A 15,145-nucleotide genomic window follows, 5' to 3' on the forward strand; every position below is an offset into this window, starting at 1 on the left:
GATGAACGTCCAGAGAACAGTCCGAGCCGACAAGGCCGAGCTTCAGCGCCAGGCGCGCGAGGAGGCCTATTCCACGGCACTGAAGGATTTCCATCCCGGCGCGCCACGGCTGTTCCAGAACGACACGCTGTGGCCGTGGTTCGAGCGGCTGCGCAAGGAAGAGCCGGTGCATTACTGCTCCAGCTCGCCGATCGAACCCTATTGGTCGGTGACCAAATACAACGACATCATGCATGTCGACACCAATCACGGCATCTTCTCTTCCGACGTCAGCCTCGGCGGCATCTTGCTCCGTGACGTACCACCGGGCTATGACTATCCAAGCTTCATCGCGATGGACCAGCCGCGGCACTCCGCCCAGCGCAAGACCGTGTCGCCGATGTTCACGCCGGCGCATCTCGACGAACTCGCCGTGCTGATCCGCGAACGCGCCGGCAAGGTGCTCGATGGCCTGCCCCGTAACGAGACCTTCAATTTCGTCGATCGCGTCTCGATCGAACTGACCACCCAGATGCTGGCAACGCTGTTCGACTTCCCCTGGGAAGAGCGCCGCAAGCTGACGCGCTGGTCCGACGTCTCGACCGCGCTGCCGAAAAGCGGCATCGTTGAATCGGCCGAACAGCGCCGCGCCGAGATGGACGAGTGCGCGGCTTATTTCACCAAACTCTGGAACGAGCGCGTCAATGCCGAGCCGCGCAACGACCTGCTCTCGATGATGGCGCACAGCGAAGCCACCCGGCACATGGACCCCGACAACCTGATGGGCAACATCATCCTGCTGATCGTCGGCGGCAATGACACCACCCGCAATACCATGACCGGCTCGGTGCTGGCACTCAACGAAAACCCCGACCAGTATCAGAAGCTACGCGACAATTCGGCGCTGATCGATTCCATGGTGCCGGAGGTTATCCGCTGGCAGACGCCGCTCGCACATATGCGGCGCACGGCGCTTGTCGATACCGAGATCGGCGGCAAGAAAATCCGCAAGGGCGACCGGGTCGTGATGTGGTACGTCTCGGGTAATCGCGACGAAGAGGTCATCGAGAACCCCAACGACTTCATTATCGATCGCCCCCGCCCCCGCACGCATCTGTCGTTCGGCTTCGGTATCCACCGCTGCGTCGGCATGCGGCTTGCCGAGCTGCAGCTCAAGATCGTCTGGCAGGAAATGCTGAAACGGTTTGACAGGATCGAGGTGGTCGGCGAACCGAAGCGGGTCTATTCCAGCTTTGTGCGAGGCATCGAGTCCTTGCCGGTACGCATCCCAGCGTGATGGTGGGGCACGCTTGCGCTTTGCCCACGCTACGTGCTGAGATCCTAGGGTGGGCAACGGCGCATCTGCGCCGTACCCTCCGTTCGCCGGGTCGAGATATACCGACATGAACAGACCAACACCTTGAGTACCGCCCTCAATCCGCCGAGCCTTGCCGAAGCCATTACGGCGACGGGATTCACAGCGGCGGCAGGGTTCCGCATCATCGCCGTCGAATTGGGGAGCGCCGAGGTTTCACTGCCGCGCCGGCCGGATCTGCTGCAGTTCTTCGGTCATTTTCACGGCGGCGTCATCACCGCGCTGGCCGATCAGGCTGCCGGGATTGCGGTTACCTCTGGACTGCCCAAGGGGCGGATCGGGGTCACCGTCGAGATCAAGGTCAATTTTCTGAGTCCCGCCGATGGCAGCGAACTCGTGGCCCGCGCCAAAACCCTGCAAATGTCAGGCTCGATCGGGGTTGCCACGGTCGAAGTCTTCAGCAAAAACGACAGCTCCGAACGCCTCTGCGCATTCTGCACCGCCACCATGCGCGCCCTCGATCTGCCAGCCGAGTTCCGATGAACGCAACAGAACAAGACGAATATGCCGACATCCGTGACGCTGTCGCCAAGCTCTGCGGCCAATTCCCCGGCGAATACTGGCGCAAACTCGACCGCGAGATGGCCTATCCCAGCGCCTTCGTCGATGCGCTGACGCAGGCCGGCTATCTCTCGGTATTGATTCCGGAAGAATATGGCGGCGCCGGGCTGAAATTGTCGGCCGCGGCCGCGATCCTTGAGGAGATCCAGCGCGCCGGATGCAATGGCGGCGGCTGCCATGCCCAGATGTACACCATGGGCACGCTGCTGCGGCACGGCAGCGACGAGCAGAAATCGAAATGGCTGCCGAAGATCGCCAGCGGCGAAGTGCGGCTGCAGGCGTTCGGCGTCACCGAGCCGACCAGCGGCACCGATACTTCTTCGCTGAAGACATTTGCCAGGCGCGAGGGCAATGACACGTACATCGTCAACGGTCAGAAAATCTGGACCAGCCGTGCCGAATATTCCGACCTGATGATCCTGTTGGCGCGGACCACGCCAAAGGAGAAATCCAAGAAGCGCACCGACGGCCTGTCGGTGTTCATCGTCGATATGAAGGCGGCCAAGAACAACGGGCTCTCCATCAGCCCGATCCGCACCATGATGAACCACTCCACCACGGAAGTGTTTTTCACCGACATGCGGGTACCGGCGGAAAATCTGATCGGCGAGGAAGGCAAGGGTTTTCGCTACATCCTCTCCGGCATGAATGCCGAGCGCATCCTGATCGCGGCGGAATGCGTCGGCGACGCCAAATGGTTCATCGCCAAGGCATCAAGCTACGCCAAGGAGCGCACGGTGTTCGACCGCCCCATTGGCCAAAATCAAGGCATCCAGTTTCCCATCGCAAAAGCCTATGCATCGATGCGCGCGGCCGAACTGATGGTGAAGGAAGCCACCCGGAAATACGAAGCCGGGCTCGATTGCGGCGCCGAGGCCAATATGGCCAAGATGCTGGCGGCCGATGCCTCCTGGGAAGCCGCCAATGCCTGCGTGCAGACCCATGGCGGCTTCGGCTTCGCAGAAGAATATGACGTCGAGCGCAAGTTCCGCGAGACGCGGCTCTATCAGGTGGCGCCGATCTCGACCAATCTTATCCTGTCGTTCCTGGCCGAGCACGTGCTGGGCATGCCCCGCTCCTATTGAGAAGATCAGATGCTGCCGCTTGAGGGACTGACCGTCATTGCCGTCGAACAGGCGGTCGCAGCACCGTTCTGCAGCTCGCGGCTGGCCGATGCCGGCGCCCATGTCATCAAGGTGGAGCGGCCCGAGGGCGATTTCGCGCGCGGCTATGATGCGGCTGCGAAGGGACAAAGCAGCTATTTCGTCTGGCTCAACCGCGGCAAGGATTCCGTGGTGATCGACCTTGCCACCAAAGAAGGGCGCGCGAGCCTTGAAGAGCTGATCGCCGGCGCAGACGTGCTGATCCAGAATCTCAAACCCGGCTCGATGGACAAGCTCGGCTTCTCGCTTGCGCGCTTACGGAAAGATTATCCAAAACTGATCTGCTGTACCATTTCGGGCTATGGCGACGACGGGCCCTACGCGCATCGCAAAGCTTACGATCTCCTGATCCAGGCCGAGAGCGGGCTGGCATCGATCACCGGAGGCCCGGATGGCCCCTCGCGCGTCGGAATGTCGATCGTCGACGTCGCCACCGGCGCCACCGCACATGCCGCCATCCTCGAAGCGCTGATCGCCCGCTCGCGGAACGGCAAGGGTGCGGATATCAGGATTTCGATGTTCGACGTGATGGCCGATTGGCTGACCGTGCCGTTGCTCAATGCCGAAGCCGGCAATCCGCCGCAGCGGATGGGCCTCGCTCATCCATCGATCGCGCCCTACGGCGTATTTCGCTCAAAGGACGGTAAGGACATCCTGATTTCGATCCAGAGCGAGCGCGAATGGAAGAAGTTATGCGCGGACGTGTTGGGCCAGCCTGACCTGCCCAATGATCCCAGATTCTCCAACATGGTCGAGCGCGTTCGCAACCGCAAGCTGACCGACCAGACCGTCGGCGACATCTTCGCGACGATGACGCGTGATGACCTGCTGCAGCGCTTGGCCGATGCCGACATTGCGTTTGCCGAGGTCAACGCCATGGCCGATCTCGCGGTGCATCCGCATCTGCGCCGCATCGAGGTAGACACGCCGGCGGGGCTGGTGACCTATCCCGCGCCGGCTGCGATCGTCGTCGACCAGCCGCGTCACTACGGCGCCGTGCCCGGCATCGGCGAGCGCATCGGCACCGCCAAGCCCTCCCCAATCCGGACCAAATCGTCATGAGCGACAAGCTGGATATCGACCATTTGCGGCAATGGATCGGCCGCACCAGTGAGGCTTCCGACATCGTCACGGCGCAACTGGTGAAGGGCCTGCGTGCGACGCTGTTCATGAAGATCGATGATCCCAAGTCGGGCGACGCCGCGCCGTTCACGGTGCATTGGTGCCTGGCGCAGCCGGTCTTCCCAATGTCGGAACTGGGACCCGACGGCCATCCCACGCGCGGCGGTTTCCTGCCGCCGGTGCCGCTGCCGCGCCGGATGTGGGCCGGCGGCGAGCTGGAGTTTTTCGAGCCGCTGCGCGTTGGCGATGAGATGGCGCGGACCTCGCGCATATCGGATGTGACGATGAAGACCGGCAGCACCGGTGTGCTGTGCTTCGTCTCGGTCGAACATCTGGTCAAGACCCCGCGCGGCACCGCGATCCGCGAGCGGCAGGATATTGTCTATCGCGACATGTCGGCGGCGCCGTCCGCGCCAACCAAGCCGGCGACGCCGCCGCCTGCCGCGCAGCATCGCGAAAGCCACATGGCTGACCCCGTGCTGCTGTTTCGCTATTCGGCGCTGACGTTCAACGGCCACCGCATTCACTACGACCGCGACTACGTCACCAAGGTCGAGGGTTATCCCGGCCTGATCTTCCATGGTCCGCTGCAGGCGGCATTCATTGTCGAGATGGCCGCCAAGCTCCATGGCGGCACCGCGCCGAAGAAGTTCAGCTATCGCGGGTTGCAGCCGCTGTTCGAGGGCAGCGAGTTCTCGATCAACGCCAACGACGGCGCCAGCGGCATGGAACTGTGGACAGCGAACTCCGCCGGCCAGCCGACCATGAAGGGCACCGCAACGTGGTGAGGGGCACCAAGCCCGCGTCAACGGAAGTCTGCTCCCTCTCCCATGGGGAGAGGGCTGGGGTGAGGGGCTACGGTCTGTCGATGGTCCGCATCCCCGCAACCGGCGCTTCGCGCCGACCTCTCCCAATGGGAGAGGTGAAGATGACGCCAACGCGCCGGGAGTGACTCGCCTTGCCGCATGAGAAGTCCAAAGCGAGCAACAAATCCGTTAGCGTCAAGCAGGCAACGCTCGACCTGTTGCGGGCCTTCGGAATCCGAAAGGTGTTCGGCAATCCCGGCTCGACGGAACTGCCATTCCTGAGCGACTGGCCTGACGACATCGACTACGTGCTGGGCTTGCAGGAAGCCTCCGTGATCGGCATGGCCGATGGCTACGCGCACGCCACCCGCAACGCCGGCTTCGTCAATCTTCATTCCGCCGCAGGCGTCGGCAACGCGCTCGGCAACATCTACACCGCGCACCGCAATCAGACGCCGCTTGTGATTACCGCGGGCCAGCAGGCGCGCAGCATGCTGCCGCTGCAGGCATTTCTCTATGCCGAGCGGGCGTCGGAATTTCCGCGCCCCTATGTCAAATTCAGCGTCGAGCCGGCGCGTGCCGAAGATGTCCCCGCGGCGATTGCGCGCGCCTACTACGTGGCGATGCAGCCGCCCTGCGGACCGACGTTTGTTTCGGTGCCGATCGACGACTGGACGCATCAAACGCAGACGTTAGAAGCCCGCCACGTCAGCCGCGAGCTCGGCCCGGACCCGGGTGCGATGATGGCGCTTGCCGCAGCGCTTGCCGAGAGCAAGCGTCCTGCCCTCGTGGTCGGCCCCGGCGTCGATCGCGCGCAGGCCGTCGATCTGATGGTGCGCGTTGCGGAGAAGTCGAGGGCCGCGGTTTGGGTCAGCCCGTTTTCGGCGCGCTGCAGCTTCCCGGAGCGGCATCCGCAGTTCGCGGGGTTTCTTCATGCCTCGCCCGCGCAGCTTTCGGAGGCCTTGCGCGACCATGATCTGGTAGTCGTGATCGGCGCGCCGGTGTTCACCTTCCATGTCGAAGGTCACGCCTCGATCTTCGATGGCGCGACCACCATCTTCCAGATCACCGACGATCCGACCGCGGCCGCGGTCTCGCCGAGCGGCGCCAGCATCGTCGCCACCATGAAGCCGGCGCTGACGGTGCTGCTTGAGCTACTACCTGAGACCAAACGCACGATGCCGGCGGGCCGGACCTTGCCTGCGGCACCCCACTCAGCCGATCCGATCCCGGTTGAATACCTGCTGCACACCCTCTCGGCGGCCATGCCTGACGACGCCGCGCTGGTGGAGGAAGCCCCCTCACATCGCCGGCGATGCAAAAGTTCATGCCGATGCGCGGACAGGACAGTTTTTACACCATGGCAAGCGGCGGGCTTGGTTATGGCCTTCCGGCCGCGGTCGGCATCTCACTTGGCCGCCCTGATATCAGGACCGTCTGCCTGATCGGCGACGGCTCCGCAATGTATTCGATCCAGGCCCTGTGGACCGCAGCGCAACGCAAGCTGCCGCTCACGGTCGTTGTGATCAACAACGCCGGCTACGGCGCGATGCGCTCGTTCAGCCAGGTGATGCAGGTGCGCAATGTCCCCGGCCTCGAGCTGCCCGGCATCGATTTTGTCCAGGTTGCGCAGGGCCTCGGCTGCGATGCCGTGCGGGTCAGAAAATCATCCGAACTCGCGCCTGCGCTTAAGCGCGGCCTCGCGCATGACGGCGTAAGTTTGGTCGAAGTGATGGTGGATTCCGCGGTGCCGGTGCTCTATGCGCAGAAGGGCTAGGACAAAGCTCTCTCCACGTCATTGCGAGCGAAGCGAAGCAATCCATGTCGCGGCGTGGGGAAAAGATGGATTGCGTCGTCGCAAGTGCTCCTCGCAATGACGTTTGAGGATTTAACAGTGCTTCTCGCCACGAGCTGTTCTTACTTCCCTCGCGCTTCCCGCATCCTGGCCTGGATCTTCGCCATGCCAGATATCCAGCGATCGTAATCCTCGGTCTTCTTGCGCATGTAGCTGAGGACTTGCGGGTGCGGCAAAATGACAAATGTTTCCTGCTCGATGCCCGCTAGCGCATCCCTTGCCACTTGCTCCGGCGTCAGATCGCCGTCGCCGGATTGCGGACCCTTCGGAATCGAGCGGAGCATATTGGTATCGACGCCCTGTGGACAGAGAATCGAAACGTGAATGCCGTCGGCCTTGTGCGAGATCGCGAGGTTCTCGGCAAAACCCACGGCCGCATGCTTCGTCGTCGAATAGGCCGGGCTTCCGACCTGCGACAAAAGCCCCGCGGCCGAAATCGTGTTGAGGAAATAGCCGCCGCCGCGCGCCTTCATGCGCGGGATCAAATGTCGCGCGGCGTACACATGCGCCATGACATGGATCGCCCAGCTTTTCGCCCACGGCTCGTCGGAAGTTCCGCCGGCGTTCTCGGACAGCGGATCGAACCCGCCGCCGATGCCGGCATTGGAGCAGAACAGCCCAATCGGGCCGAACTTTCGTTCGGTTTCCTCGATGACGTGGCGGATATCCTTCTCCTGCCCGACATCGCACTTGAACGCCGCGCCTTGAACCGAGGCGGCGACCGCTTCGGCGCCCGCCAGATCCAGATCGGCGACCACCACCGTGGCAGCGCCGGCGCGGTGAAAGACTTCGCAGAGTGCGCGGCCAATGCCGTTGGCGCCGCCGGTGACAACCACTACCTTACCGGCGACCTGCATCGTTACCTCAGCTGTTTGAAAATCTCTAGGCCAGGACGAGATCGAGCACCGCGGTATAATGGCAAGCCGCGCCCAGCAGCACAAACGAATGCCAGATAGCATTCTGGAAACGCAACCGCTGCCAGGCGTGAAAGACCACGCCGAGACTATACAGCGCACCACCGGCGATCACGAACCAGACCGCCATGGTCGGCAGCGCCGCCGCGACGGCATCATAGAGCATCGCGCCGCTCCAGCCGATCGCCAGGTAGAGCCCGACCGACAGCCGATCGAAACGGCCCGGCAGCAGCAGCTTGAGCACGATGCCGACAATCGCGACGCACCACACCCCGATCAACAACGCGACGGCGAAAATGCTGTCTCTCAGCTGCATGACAAACGGAGTGTAGGTGGCTGCGATCAGCACATAGATCGCCGAGTGATCGAAGCGGCGCAGCACCCATTTGGCCCGCGAGATCGGCCACAAATTATAGGTGGCCGACAGCACCAGCATTGCCAGCAATCCCGCGACGTAGACCGACACCGCAGCCACTTGGAACGCGGTGGCATAGATCACGGTCAGCACAACCAGCACGGTCGCGGCGATCAAGCCGAAACACACGCCAATCCCATGCACGACGCCGTCTGCGATCAGTTCGGCCCGATCGTAATTCCAGCGGACGTTGCCAGCCGCCGCATGGACGGAGGCCGAGGCGAGTTGTTTTAGTTTGAAAATGGTCATGACACAGCCCGGCAAGCTTTCCAGTGAAGCGATAAAGGATGCCTCCGGGGAGGTCAACGAACCCTCAAATTCCTGGACTCAAATCGCGACCTAAGTATGGAAACTTGATTTCTGCCGGCTAATCTCCACTTTTCGGACAGTCCCACAAATTGCCTTCCTCAAATCGAGTTCTCCCCGCCCGCATGGCCCTTAGTTTTTCCGATATTGTCGAGGAAGCGCGGCTGTCGGCGCGAGCTTTGCTGGACTATGGAGATCACTTCTTCAATCCCACGATCAGGCTCGGCGTCACCGGACTGTCGCGTGCCGGCAAGACCGTCTTCATCACGGCGCTGATTCACGGCCTCACCCGCGGCGGCCGCTTTCCCATTTTCGAACCTTTCGCCACGGGGCGGATCGCCCGCGCCCGGCTGGAGCCGCAACCTGACGATGCGGTGCCGCGGTTCGACTATGAGAACCATGTGCGCACCCTGATCGAGGAGCGCCGCTGGCCGAACTCCACAGTCGATATCAGCGAACTGCGGCTGGTTATCGACTATCAGCGGCAGAATGGCGCGGACCGAACGCTGACGCTCGACATCGTCGACTATCCCGGCGAGTGGCTGCTCGATCTGCCGCTGCTTAACAAGAGTTATGAGCAATGGGCGCATGAAGGCCTTGCGCTATCGCGGGAACGGCCGCGCGCGCGGCTCGCGGCGCACTGGCATGAGCATCTGGCGACGCTGAACGCCGAGAGCCGCGAGGACGAGCAGGCGGCGCTGGCGGCGGCGCGGCTGTTCACCGACTATTTGCGTGCCTGCCGCGACGAGCGCTTCGCCATGAGCTTGCTTCCACCCGGCCGTTTCCTGATGCCGGGCAATCTCGCGGGTTCGCCGGCCCTGACGTTTGCGCCGCTTGAGGTGCCGGTCGATGGATCGGCGCCCGATGGATCGCTGTGGGCCATGATGGTGAGGCGTTACGAGGCCTACAAAGACGTGGTGGTTCGCCCGTTCTTTCGCGACCATTTCTCGCGACTCGATCGCCAGATCGTGTTGGTCGATGCGCTGGCCGCATTCAACTCAGGCCCGGAAGCGTTGCACGACCTTGAGGCAGCGCTGGCGGGGATTCTGGATTGCTTCAGGATCGGGCGCAGCACGCTGCTGAGCAGTTTGTTCCGTCCGCGGATCGATCGCATCTTGTTCGCCGCAACCAAGGCCGATCATCTGCATCATTCGAGCCACGATCGCCTGGAGGCGGTGTTGCGGCGAACCGTAGCCAAGGCTGCATCACGCGCCGAGGATACCGGCGCCGAGATCGACGTCGTCGCATTGGCTGCGGTACGCGCCACCCGCGAGGCGCAAGTGCAACGCGGGCGCGACAAATTGCCCTCGATCCTCGGAACCCCTGCCCCCGGCGAGACGGCCAATGGCGAGGCCTTCGACGGCAAGACCGAGGTCGCGACCTTTCCAGGCGATCTGCCGGCTGACCCGGAAGAGCTTTTCAAGGGCGACGGTGCGTTTCGCGGCCTTTCCAGCGCCACGACCGACAAAACCGATTTTCGCTTTCTTCGCTTTCGGCCGCCGCAACTCGAACGCGAGGGCGCCGACGAGCCCGCTCTGCCTCACATCCGCCTCGACCGCGCCCTCCAGTTCCTGATCGGAGACAGACTGCAATGAGCGAGCGATCTCATCACCGACGGCCGGTGACTTTCAAGCTCGACGATCCCGGCGTAGTCGTGATTGATGCTGACGATACAAGCCGCCCGCCTCGCGGCACCGTCCAGATCACGCCGGAAGCTGACCCTGCGCTGCTGCCGGTCCGCCTTGAGGCGCCGGTCGTTCCGGCGCAACGGGGCTTCCGCTGGGGTGCGGTTTTCTGGACCGCGATCGGTGGACTGATCCTGCTCGGACTCGGACTTGGCGTGACCCGCCTGATCGAGGACTTGTTCGCGCGTAGCGAGAGCCTCGGCTACCTCGGACTGGCGTTTGCCTTTGCCGCCACGGTCGCGCTCATCGTCGTTGTCGCACGCGAGGCGTTCGGTCTTGCCCGGCTTGCGACTATCGAAAAACTGCACCTGCGCGCGGCCGCGGTCCTCGTGAGCGACGATCGCGCGCAGAGCCGCACCATCGTACAGGATCTCCTGAAACTTGAGCACCAGAACCCGCATTTGGCGCGGGCACGCGCCGCGCTGCAGGGCCATACCGACGACATCATCGACGGCGCCGATATGATCCGGCTGGCGGAGCGCGAGTTGATGGCGCCGCTCGACCAGGAGGCGCGCCGGCTGGTCTCATCGGCCGCGCAGCGCGTGTCGATCGTTACGGCGGTCAGTCCGCGCGCACTGATCGACGTTCTCTTCGTATTCGTAGCCTCGCTGCGCCTGATCCGGCAGCTGGCACGGCTGTACGGCGGACGGCCGGGCGCACTCGGCATGATCCGGCTGTTGCGGCATGTCATTGCGCATCTTGCGATCACGGGAGGCATGGCGGCGAGCGACAGTCTGATTCAACAGATGCTCGGCCATGGCATCGCGGCGAAATTGTCGCAACGTCTCGGCGAAGGCGTTCTCAACGGACTGCTGACCGCGCGGCTCGGGCTCGCGGCAATAGACGTTACGCGTCCGCTGCCGTTCACGGCATTACCCCGACCGGCGCTCGCCGACCTCGCCAAGGACCTGTTGCGCAAGCGCGACGCCGACGAATGATCATCGAGCCGAAGCTGCGACGACAAAGCCCCGACTACCCCGCAGCGTTCCCGACTCCTCCGCCAACACGCGCCAGCGATAGAGCGGCGCATCCGGCGGTGGTGAAAGTTCCGGCGTCCATCCCGTCAGTTTCTCCAGCGCATAGGTATCCATCACGATGCCACGCCAGCTGCGGTCGACGCGTTCGAGCGGTTCTCGGACAGCCGTGGTAGCCGCCCACAACGGACTGGCATTGTCGGGTTCGCGCGCGACGTAGAGACCCGTGTGGCCTCCGATCTTGCTGATGCCGGGATCGCGAAAACCCATAAACCGGCCGCGTTCATTGATCTGGATCACCGGCACGCGATCTCTCAAAAACCAGCGCAGCATCGCGTAGGTCCGGTAGTCCGTGGTTGCGATCCAGGTCGCGCCGATCTTCTGCAACTCCGCCTGCGCGCGGTCCACGACCTGCTCGTAACCCGCCTCACCGCCGATCGGATCGGTTCTGCCGATGAAATTCCAGGGGCTGGCGACATAATAGAGAAAGACCAGAACGACGAAGATGATTCCGGAAGCCACGGCCGCGTTGGCCCACGAGATGGTCGATTTGATGATCCATGCCGGCCAGCCTTCCCGCGGCAGCATCGCAATGTTGATCGCAGCGGCGGCAAACCCGGCGGGCCACATGAACATTGGCCAGGTATCACCGACCCGTAAGCTCAGCGATTTCCAGAAGAAATAACCGAAGGGAACGATCACAGCGGTCGAAAGCAGAATGGCCACGGCATCGGCCCGCCGATATCCCCGCCACGCCGTTAGCGTCACGCCCGACAAGACCACCGGCAGCAAAATAAACCCGACCAGCCCGAACTGCAGGCCGACGAAATCGCCGACGGTACGCAGCGACAATTCATGGGTCGCGGTGGCACGCACGAACTGGAATTTGAACGACGCCCAGTCATGCTGAGCGTTCCAGATCAAGACCGGCAGGAACACCAGGATAGCGATCAGCGCGGCGAGCCAGGGATATGGGCTAAGCAGCCAGCGCCGGCGCCAGTCCGGCACCAGCATGAAAGCCACTACAGCCGGAACCAGCATGACGGCGGTGAATTTCGACAGCAGCGCCAGTCCGGCGAACACGCCGGCGGCCAGCCACCAGCGCGGATTGCCGCTTTCGCTGAGCCGGACCAGCGCCCACAGCATCGCGACGGCAAACGGAATCAGCGCGACGTCCGGCGAGACCTTGGCCATCAGCAGCCCGTAATAAAGCGCGGCCTCCGGCATCAGCACGGCGAGCACGATCGCACGGACGTCATGTGTCACTCGCCGGACGATATCCGCGAGCAGCAGTTGCGTGATCAGCATCGCGAGGATGCCGGCGAACCGCACCCCGAAATTGGTGTCGCCGAAGATCGCGGTGCCGAAGCGGATGAACCAGGCGATCATCGGCGGATGGTCGAGAAAAGAAAGCACGTTCTCCTTCGACCAGGTCCAGTAATAGGCCTCGTCAGTACGTAGATCGAGCAGGCTTGCGTAAACTACCCGCATCGCAGTCATCGCAGCGATCAACGCGACCACGGCAAGCAATTGCCGAAAGGCAGGACTGTCCGGTTTGGTGCTGATGCTATCGGGTGGGGCGATCGTCACGGTGCTTTCTCCCCGACTCCAGATAGGGTGTCAACGTGTCGGCGAGCCATCGGACTCATCTTCCCTTCTCCCCCTTGTGGGAGAGGGTAGCGAAATCGAGCACAGCGAGATTGAGCCCGGTGAGGGATGTGGGCCATTGATAGACCGTAACCCCTCACCCCCTTCGCTTCGCTCAGGCACCTCTCCCGCAACGGGAGAGGGAAAGAAAGCGCCGGCTTAAGCTCGTTCGCCGGGACGACGCGTGCAAAGGTGGTCGCCGAGGGAATTAAACTCAGCTATCGTCGATATAGTGACGATGAGTGTTCGATCGAACCGTATGGCTCCCTCTCCTCAACAACGGATCACAAGGGCCCTCCGCGGCATCGGCATCCGGCAGCTTCGTCTCGGCTGCGGGCTGGTGTTGTTTGCCTATCTGGTCAGCCATTTCCTCAACCACGCGCTCGGCAACGTCTCCATGGATGCCCTTGCCACCGGGGTCTACTACCACACCGCTTTCTGGCAATTTCTCCCGGTCGCGATCGCATTTTATACCGCGGCGCTCGTGCACGCCGGCCTTGGGATCTGGGCGCTTTACGAGCGCCGCCAATTTCGCTGGAAAGCGATCGAGCCGCTTCAGCTCGTGCTTGGATTGAGCATCCCGGCGCTAGTCATCACCCACATTGCCGGCGTGCGGCTCGGACACACTCTGTTCGGACATGAAAAGCTGTATCCGCAGGTGCTTTTTGCGTACTGGTTCGTATGGCCGTACAAAATCTGGCTGATGCTGGCCGTCATGATCATCGCCTGGATCCACGGCTGCATCGGCCTCTATTTCTGGCTGCGGATGAAAGCGTTCTACCAGAACGCCGCACCATTTCTGCTTGCCGCGGCAGTGCTGGTTCCGACGCTGGCCATGCTCGGTCTCTATCAGGGCGAACGAAGCGTCATCGACAGCGATAGCGCCGAATGGAGGGCGGATAATCTTTCGCGACGCAAGGTCGGCACGCCAGCCGAACAGGCCACCCTGAACAGCATCGAAGATTATTTCCTGATCGGCTATCTCGGCCTGATCGGATTTGTCCTGCTGGCAAGGGCCGTGCGTGCCCTGAATGAGCGCCGCGGCGGCATGATCACGTTGTCTTACGGCAACGGCAGGACGGTTCGCGTCCCGAAGGGACTCAGCGTGCTCGAGGCGAGCCTGCGCAACAACGTCCCGCATGCCAGCGTCTGCGGCGGCCGCGCTCGGTGCTCCACCTGCCGCATTCGCGTGATCGGCGACTGCGCATCGTTGCCGAAGCCATCCCAGCGGGAGGCCTTCGTGCTTGACCGCGTCGGAGCCGGCTTGGATCCGGCAATCCGGCTTGCCTGCCAGCTGAGGCCCGAGGCCGATCTCTCTTTCTTCCAGATATTCCTGCCGCAGATCACGGCAGCGAGCTTGCGAACGTCAAATCCCTCCCGCATCGGCGAGGAGCGCTATCTCGTCAGCCTGTTCGTGGACATGCGGGGCTCGACCAAGCTTGCGGAAAAGCGGCTGCCGTTCGATACCGTCTTCATCGTCAACCGCTTTCTCGGCGCGGTGTCGCAGGCTGTGATCGAATCCGGCGGTCAACCGAACCAGTTCGTCGGCGACGGCCAATTGGCGCTGTTCGGGCTCGCGGCCGACCCGCAAACCGCCTGTCGCCAGGCGCTCAAGGCGGCAGCCAGGATCGCTGCAAACGTCGATGAACTGAATCAATTTCTGAGTCACGATCTGCGTGAACCGATCCGGTTCGGCATCGGCATTCATGGCGGCGAAGTGATCATTGGCGACATAGGTTATCGCGAGCACATGGTGTTCACCGCACTCGGAGACGCCGTCAATGTCGCGGCAAGACTGCAGGACATGACAAAGAGTCTCGCATGCGAAGTGGTCCTCTCCGAGGAGGTTCGCGTCACCGCAAGTCTTCCTGCCGGTGCTTTGCCCCGGCATGAAGTCGCAATCCGCGGCCGCGCCGAGCCGATGATTGTCCGCACTGTTGCAAGTGCGAAAAAGCTGTCCGCGCTTGCCGGCGATGTGGAAGTTGTCGCAGCTTAGCGCGAGCGCGATATCGATGTGTGAGGTTTTCACACTTGAACATTCGTTCAGAAAATTGTCATCGAATGAAAATACAATTCTCTTGGACCGCTGACCGAAGCGATGCGACGGATGTGCGCTGGCTTGCCGGCCTGGCACATATCCGCCAAAGCATGCCCTCGGCCCGACCGGCCTTGCGAGCGGTTTTGGCGATAATTCGACCGAAACCGGACCTCGCGCGGCGGGTTTGCGCGGCAGGGCTGGGGGGGGCCGGTTCCGCTCCAAAAATCGGAAATTGATCACGCTGGCGGTCGCTCGCCGCGCCAAATGATCGCAAAACCGGCAAAAAAGGGCAAATGCGTCGGGAT

General features: G+C 62.6%; 13 protein-coding genes. 10 read left to right on the plus strand and 3 right to left on the minus strand.

Annotated elements, in window-relative coordinates; all coding sequences use genetic code 11:
- The first annotated feature begins 1 nt into the window (after position 1).
- The 7 genes from N554_RS0114690 (at position 2) to N554_RS42035 (ending at position 6,783) form a co-directional block, all read left to right on the plus strand.
- The gene (locus N554_RS0114690) at positions 2-1,276 is read left to right on the plus strand and encodes a cytochrome P450 (RefSeq protein WP_029584159.1); all 1,275 of its coding nucleotides are present in this window, start codon (positions 2-4) and stop codon (positions 1,274-1,276) included.
- Positions 1,277-1,399: 123 nt separating this feature from the next.
- Entirely contained in the window at positions 1,400-1,837 is a 438-nt protein-coding gene (locus N554_RS35865; RefSeq protein WP_051677503.1) for a PaaI family thioesterase, read from the plus strand.
- Entirely contained in the window at positions 1,834-3,000 is a 1,167-nt protein-coding gene (locus N554_RS0114700) for an acyl-CoA dehydrogenase family protein (protein WP_029584161.1), read from the plus strand. Before N554_RS35865 ends, N554_RS0114700 begins: the two co-directional genes overlap by 4 nt.
- Before the next feature lie 9 nt (positions 3,001-3,009).
- Positions 3,010-4,140 carry a CaiB/BaiF CoA transferase family protein gene (locus tag N554_RS0114705; RefSeq protein ID WP_029584162.1) on the plus strand — a complete coding sequence of 377 codons (1,131 nt, stop codon included), beginning with the start codon at positions 3,010-3,012 and terminating at the stop codon, positions 4,138-4,140.
- Entirely contained in the window at positions 4,137-4,988 is an 852-nt protein-coding gene (locus tag N554_RS0114710) for an HTD2 family dehydratase (RefSeq protein ID WP_029584163.1), read from the plus strand. Before N554_RS0114705 ends, N554_RS0114710 begins: the two co-directional genes overlap by 4 nt.
- A 170-nt stretch (positions 4,989-5,158) precedes the next feature.
- Positions 5,159-6,451, plus strand: coding sequence for a benzoylformate decarboxylase (gene mdlC, locus N554_RS35870; protein WP_245283610.1), 1,293 nt, complete (start codon positions 5,159-5,161; stop codon positions 6,449-6,451).
- Positions 6,367-6,783, plus strand: coding sequence for a thiamine pyrophosphate-dependent enzyme (locus N554_RS42035; protein WP_245283611.1), 417 nt, complete (start codon positions 6,367-6,369; stop codon positions 6,781-6,783). Before mdlC ends, N554_RS42035 begins: the two co-directional genes overlap by 85 nt.
- Before the next feature lie 140 nt (positions 6,784-6,923).
- On the opposite strand, the gene N554_RS0114720 is transcribed toward N554_RS42035, so the two are convergent.
- Positions 6,924-7,718 (minus strand): SDR family oxidoreductase, encoded by a 795-nt coding sequence (locus N554_RS0114720; RefSeq protein ID WP_029584164.1) that lies wholly within the window; start codon positions 7,716-7,718, stop codon positions 6,924-6,926.
- A gap of 25 nt (positions 7,719-7,743) precedes the next feature.
- On the minus strand, positions 7,744-8,439 hold the full coding sequence (locus N554_RS0114725) for a PAQR family membrane homeostasis protein TrhA (RefSeq protein ID WP_029584165.1): 696 nt from the start codon (positions 8,437-8,439) through the stop codon (positions 7,744-7,746).
- Between the two features lie 182 nt (positions 8,440-8,621).
- On the opposite strand from N554_RS0114725, the gene N554_RS0114730 reads away from it, so the two are divergent.
- Entirely contained in the window at positions 8,622-10,091 is a 1,470-nt protein-coding gene (locus tag N554_RS0114730) for a YcjX family GTP-binding protein (protein WP_029584166.1), read from the plus strand.
- A complete protein-coding gene (locus N554_RS0114735; RefSeq protein WP_029584167.1) occupies positions 10,088-11,119 on the plus strand; it encodes a YcjF family protein in 1,032 nt (343 codons plus the stop codon). The genes N554_RS0114730 and N554_RS0114735 overlap by 4 nt, the downstream gene beginning before the upstream one ends.
- Here the strand turns inward: N554_RS0114735 and N554_RS0114740 are convergent, their stop codons facing one another.
- Positions 11,120-12,655, minus strand: a complete 1,536-nt coding sequence (locus tag N554_RS0114740; protein ID WP_051677509.1) for a glycosyltransferase family 39 protein — start codon at positions 12,653-12,655, stop codon at positions 11,120-11,122.
- 406 nt (positions 12,656-13,061) lie between these two features.
- Here N554_RS0114740 and N554_RS0114745 point away from each other — a divergent pair, with 406 nt between their 5' ends.
- Complete coding sequence (locus N554_RS0114745; protein ID WP_029584169.1) at positions 13,062-14,798, plus strand: adenylate/guanylate cyclase domain-containing protein; 1,737 nt, start codon at positions 13,062-13,064, stop codon at positions 14,796-14,798.
- Positions 14,799-15,145: the final 347 nt, after the last annotated feature.

The sequence above is a fragment of the Bradyrhizobium sp. URHD0069 genome (genome assembly GCF_000701345.1).
GTDB lineage: Bacteria > Pseudomonadota > Alphaproteobacteria > Rhizobiales > Xanthobacteraceae > Bradyrhizobium.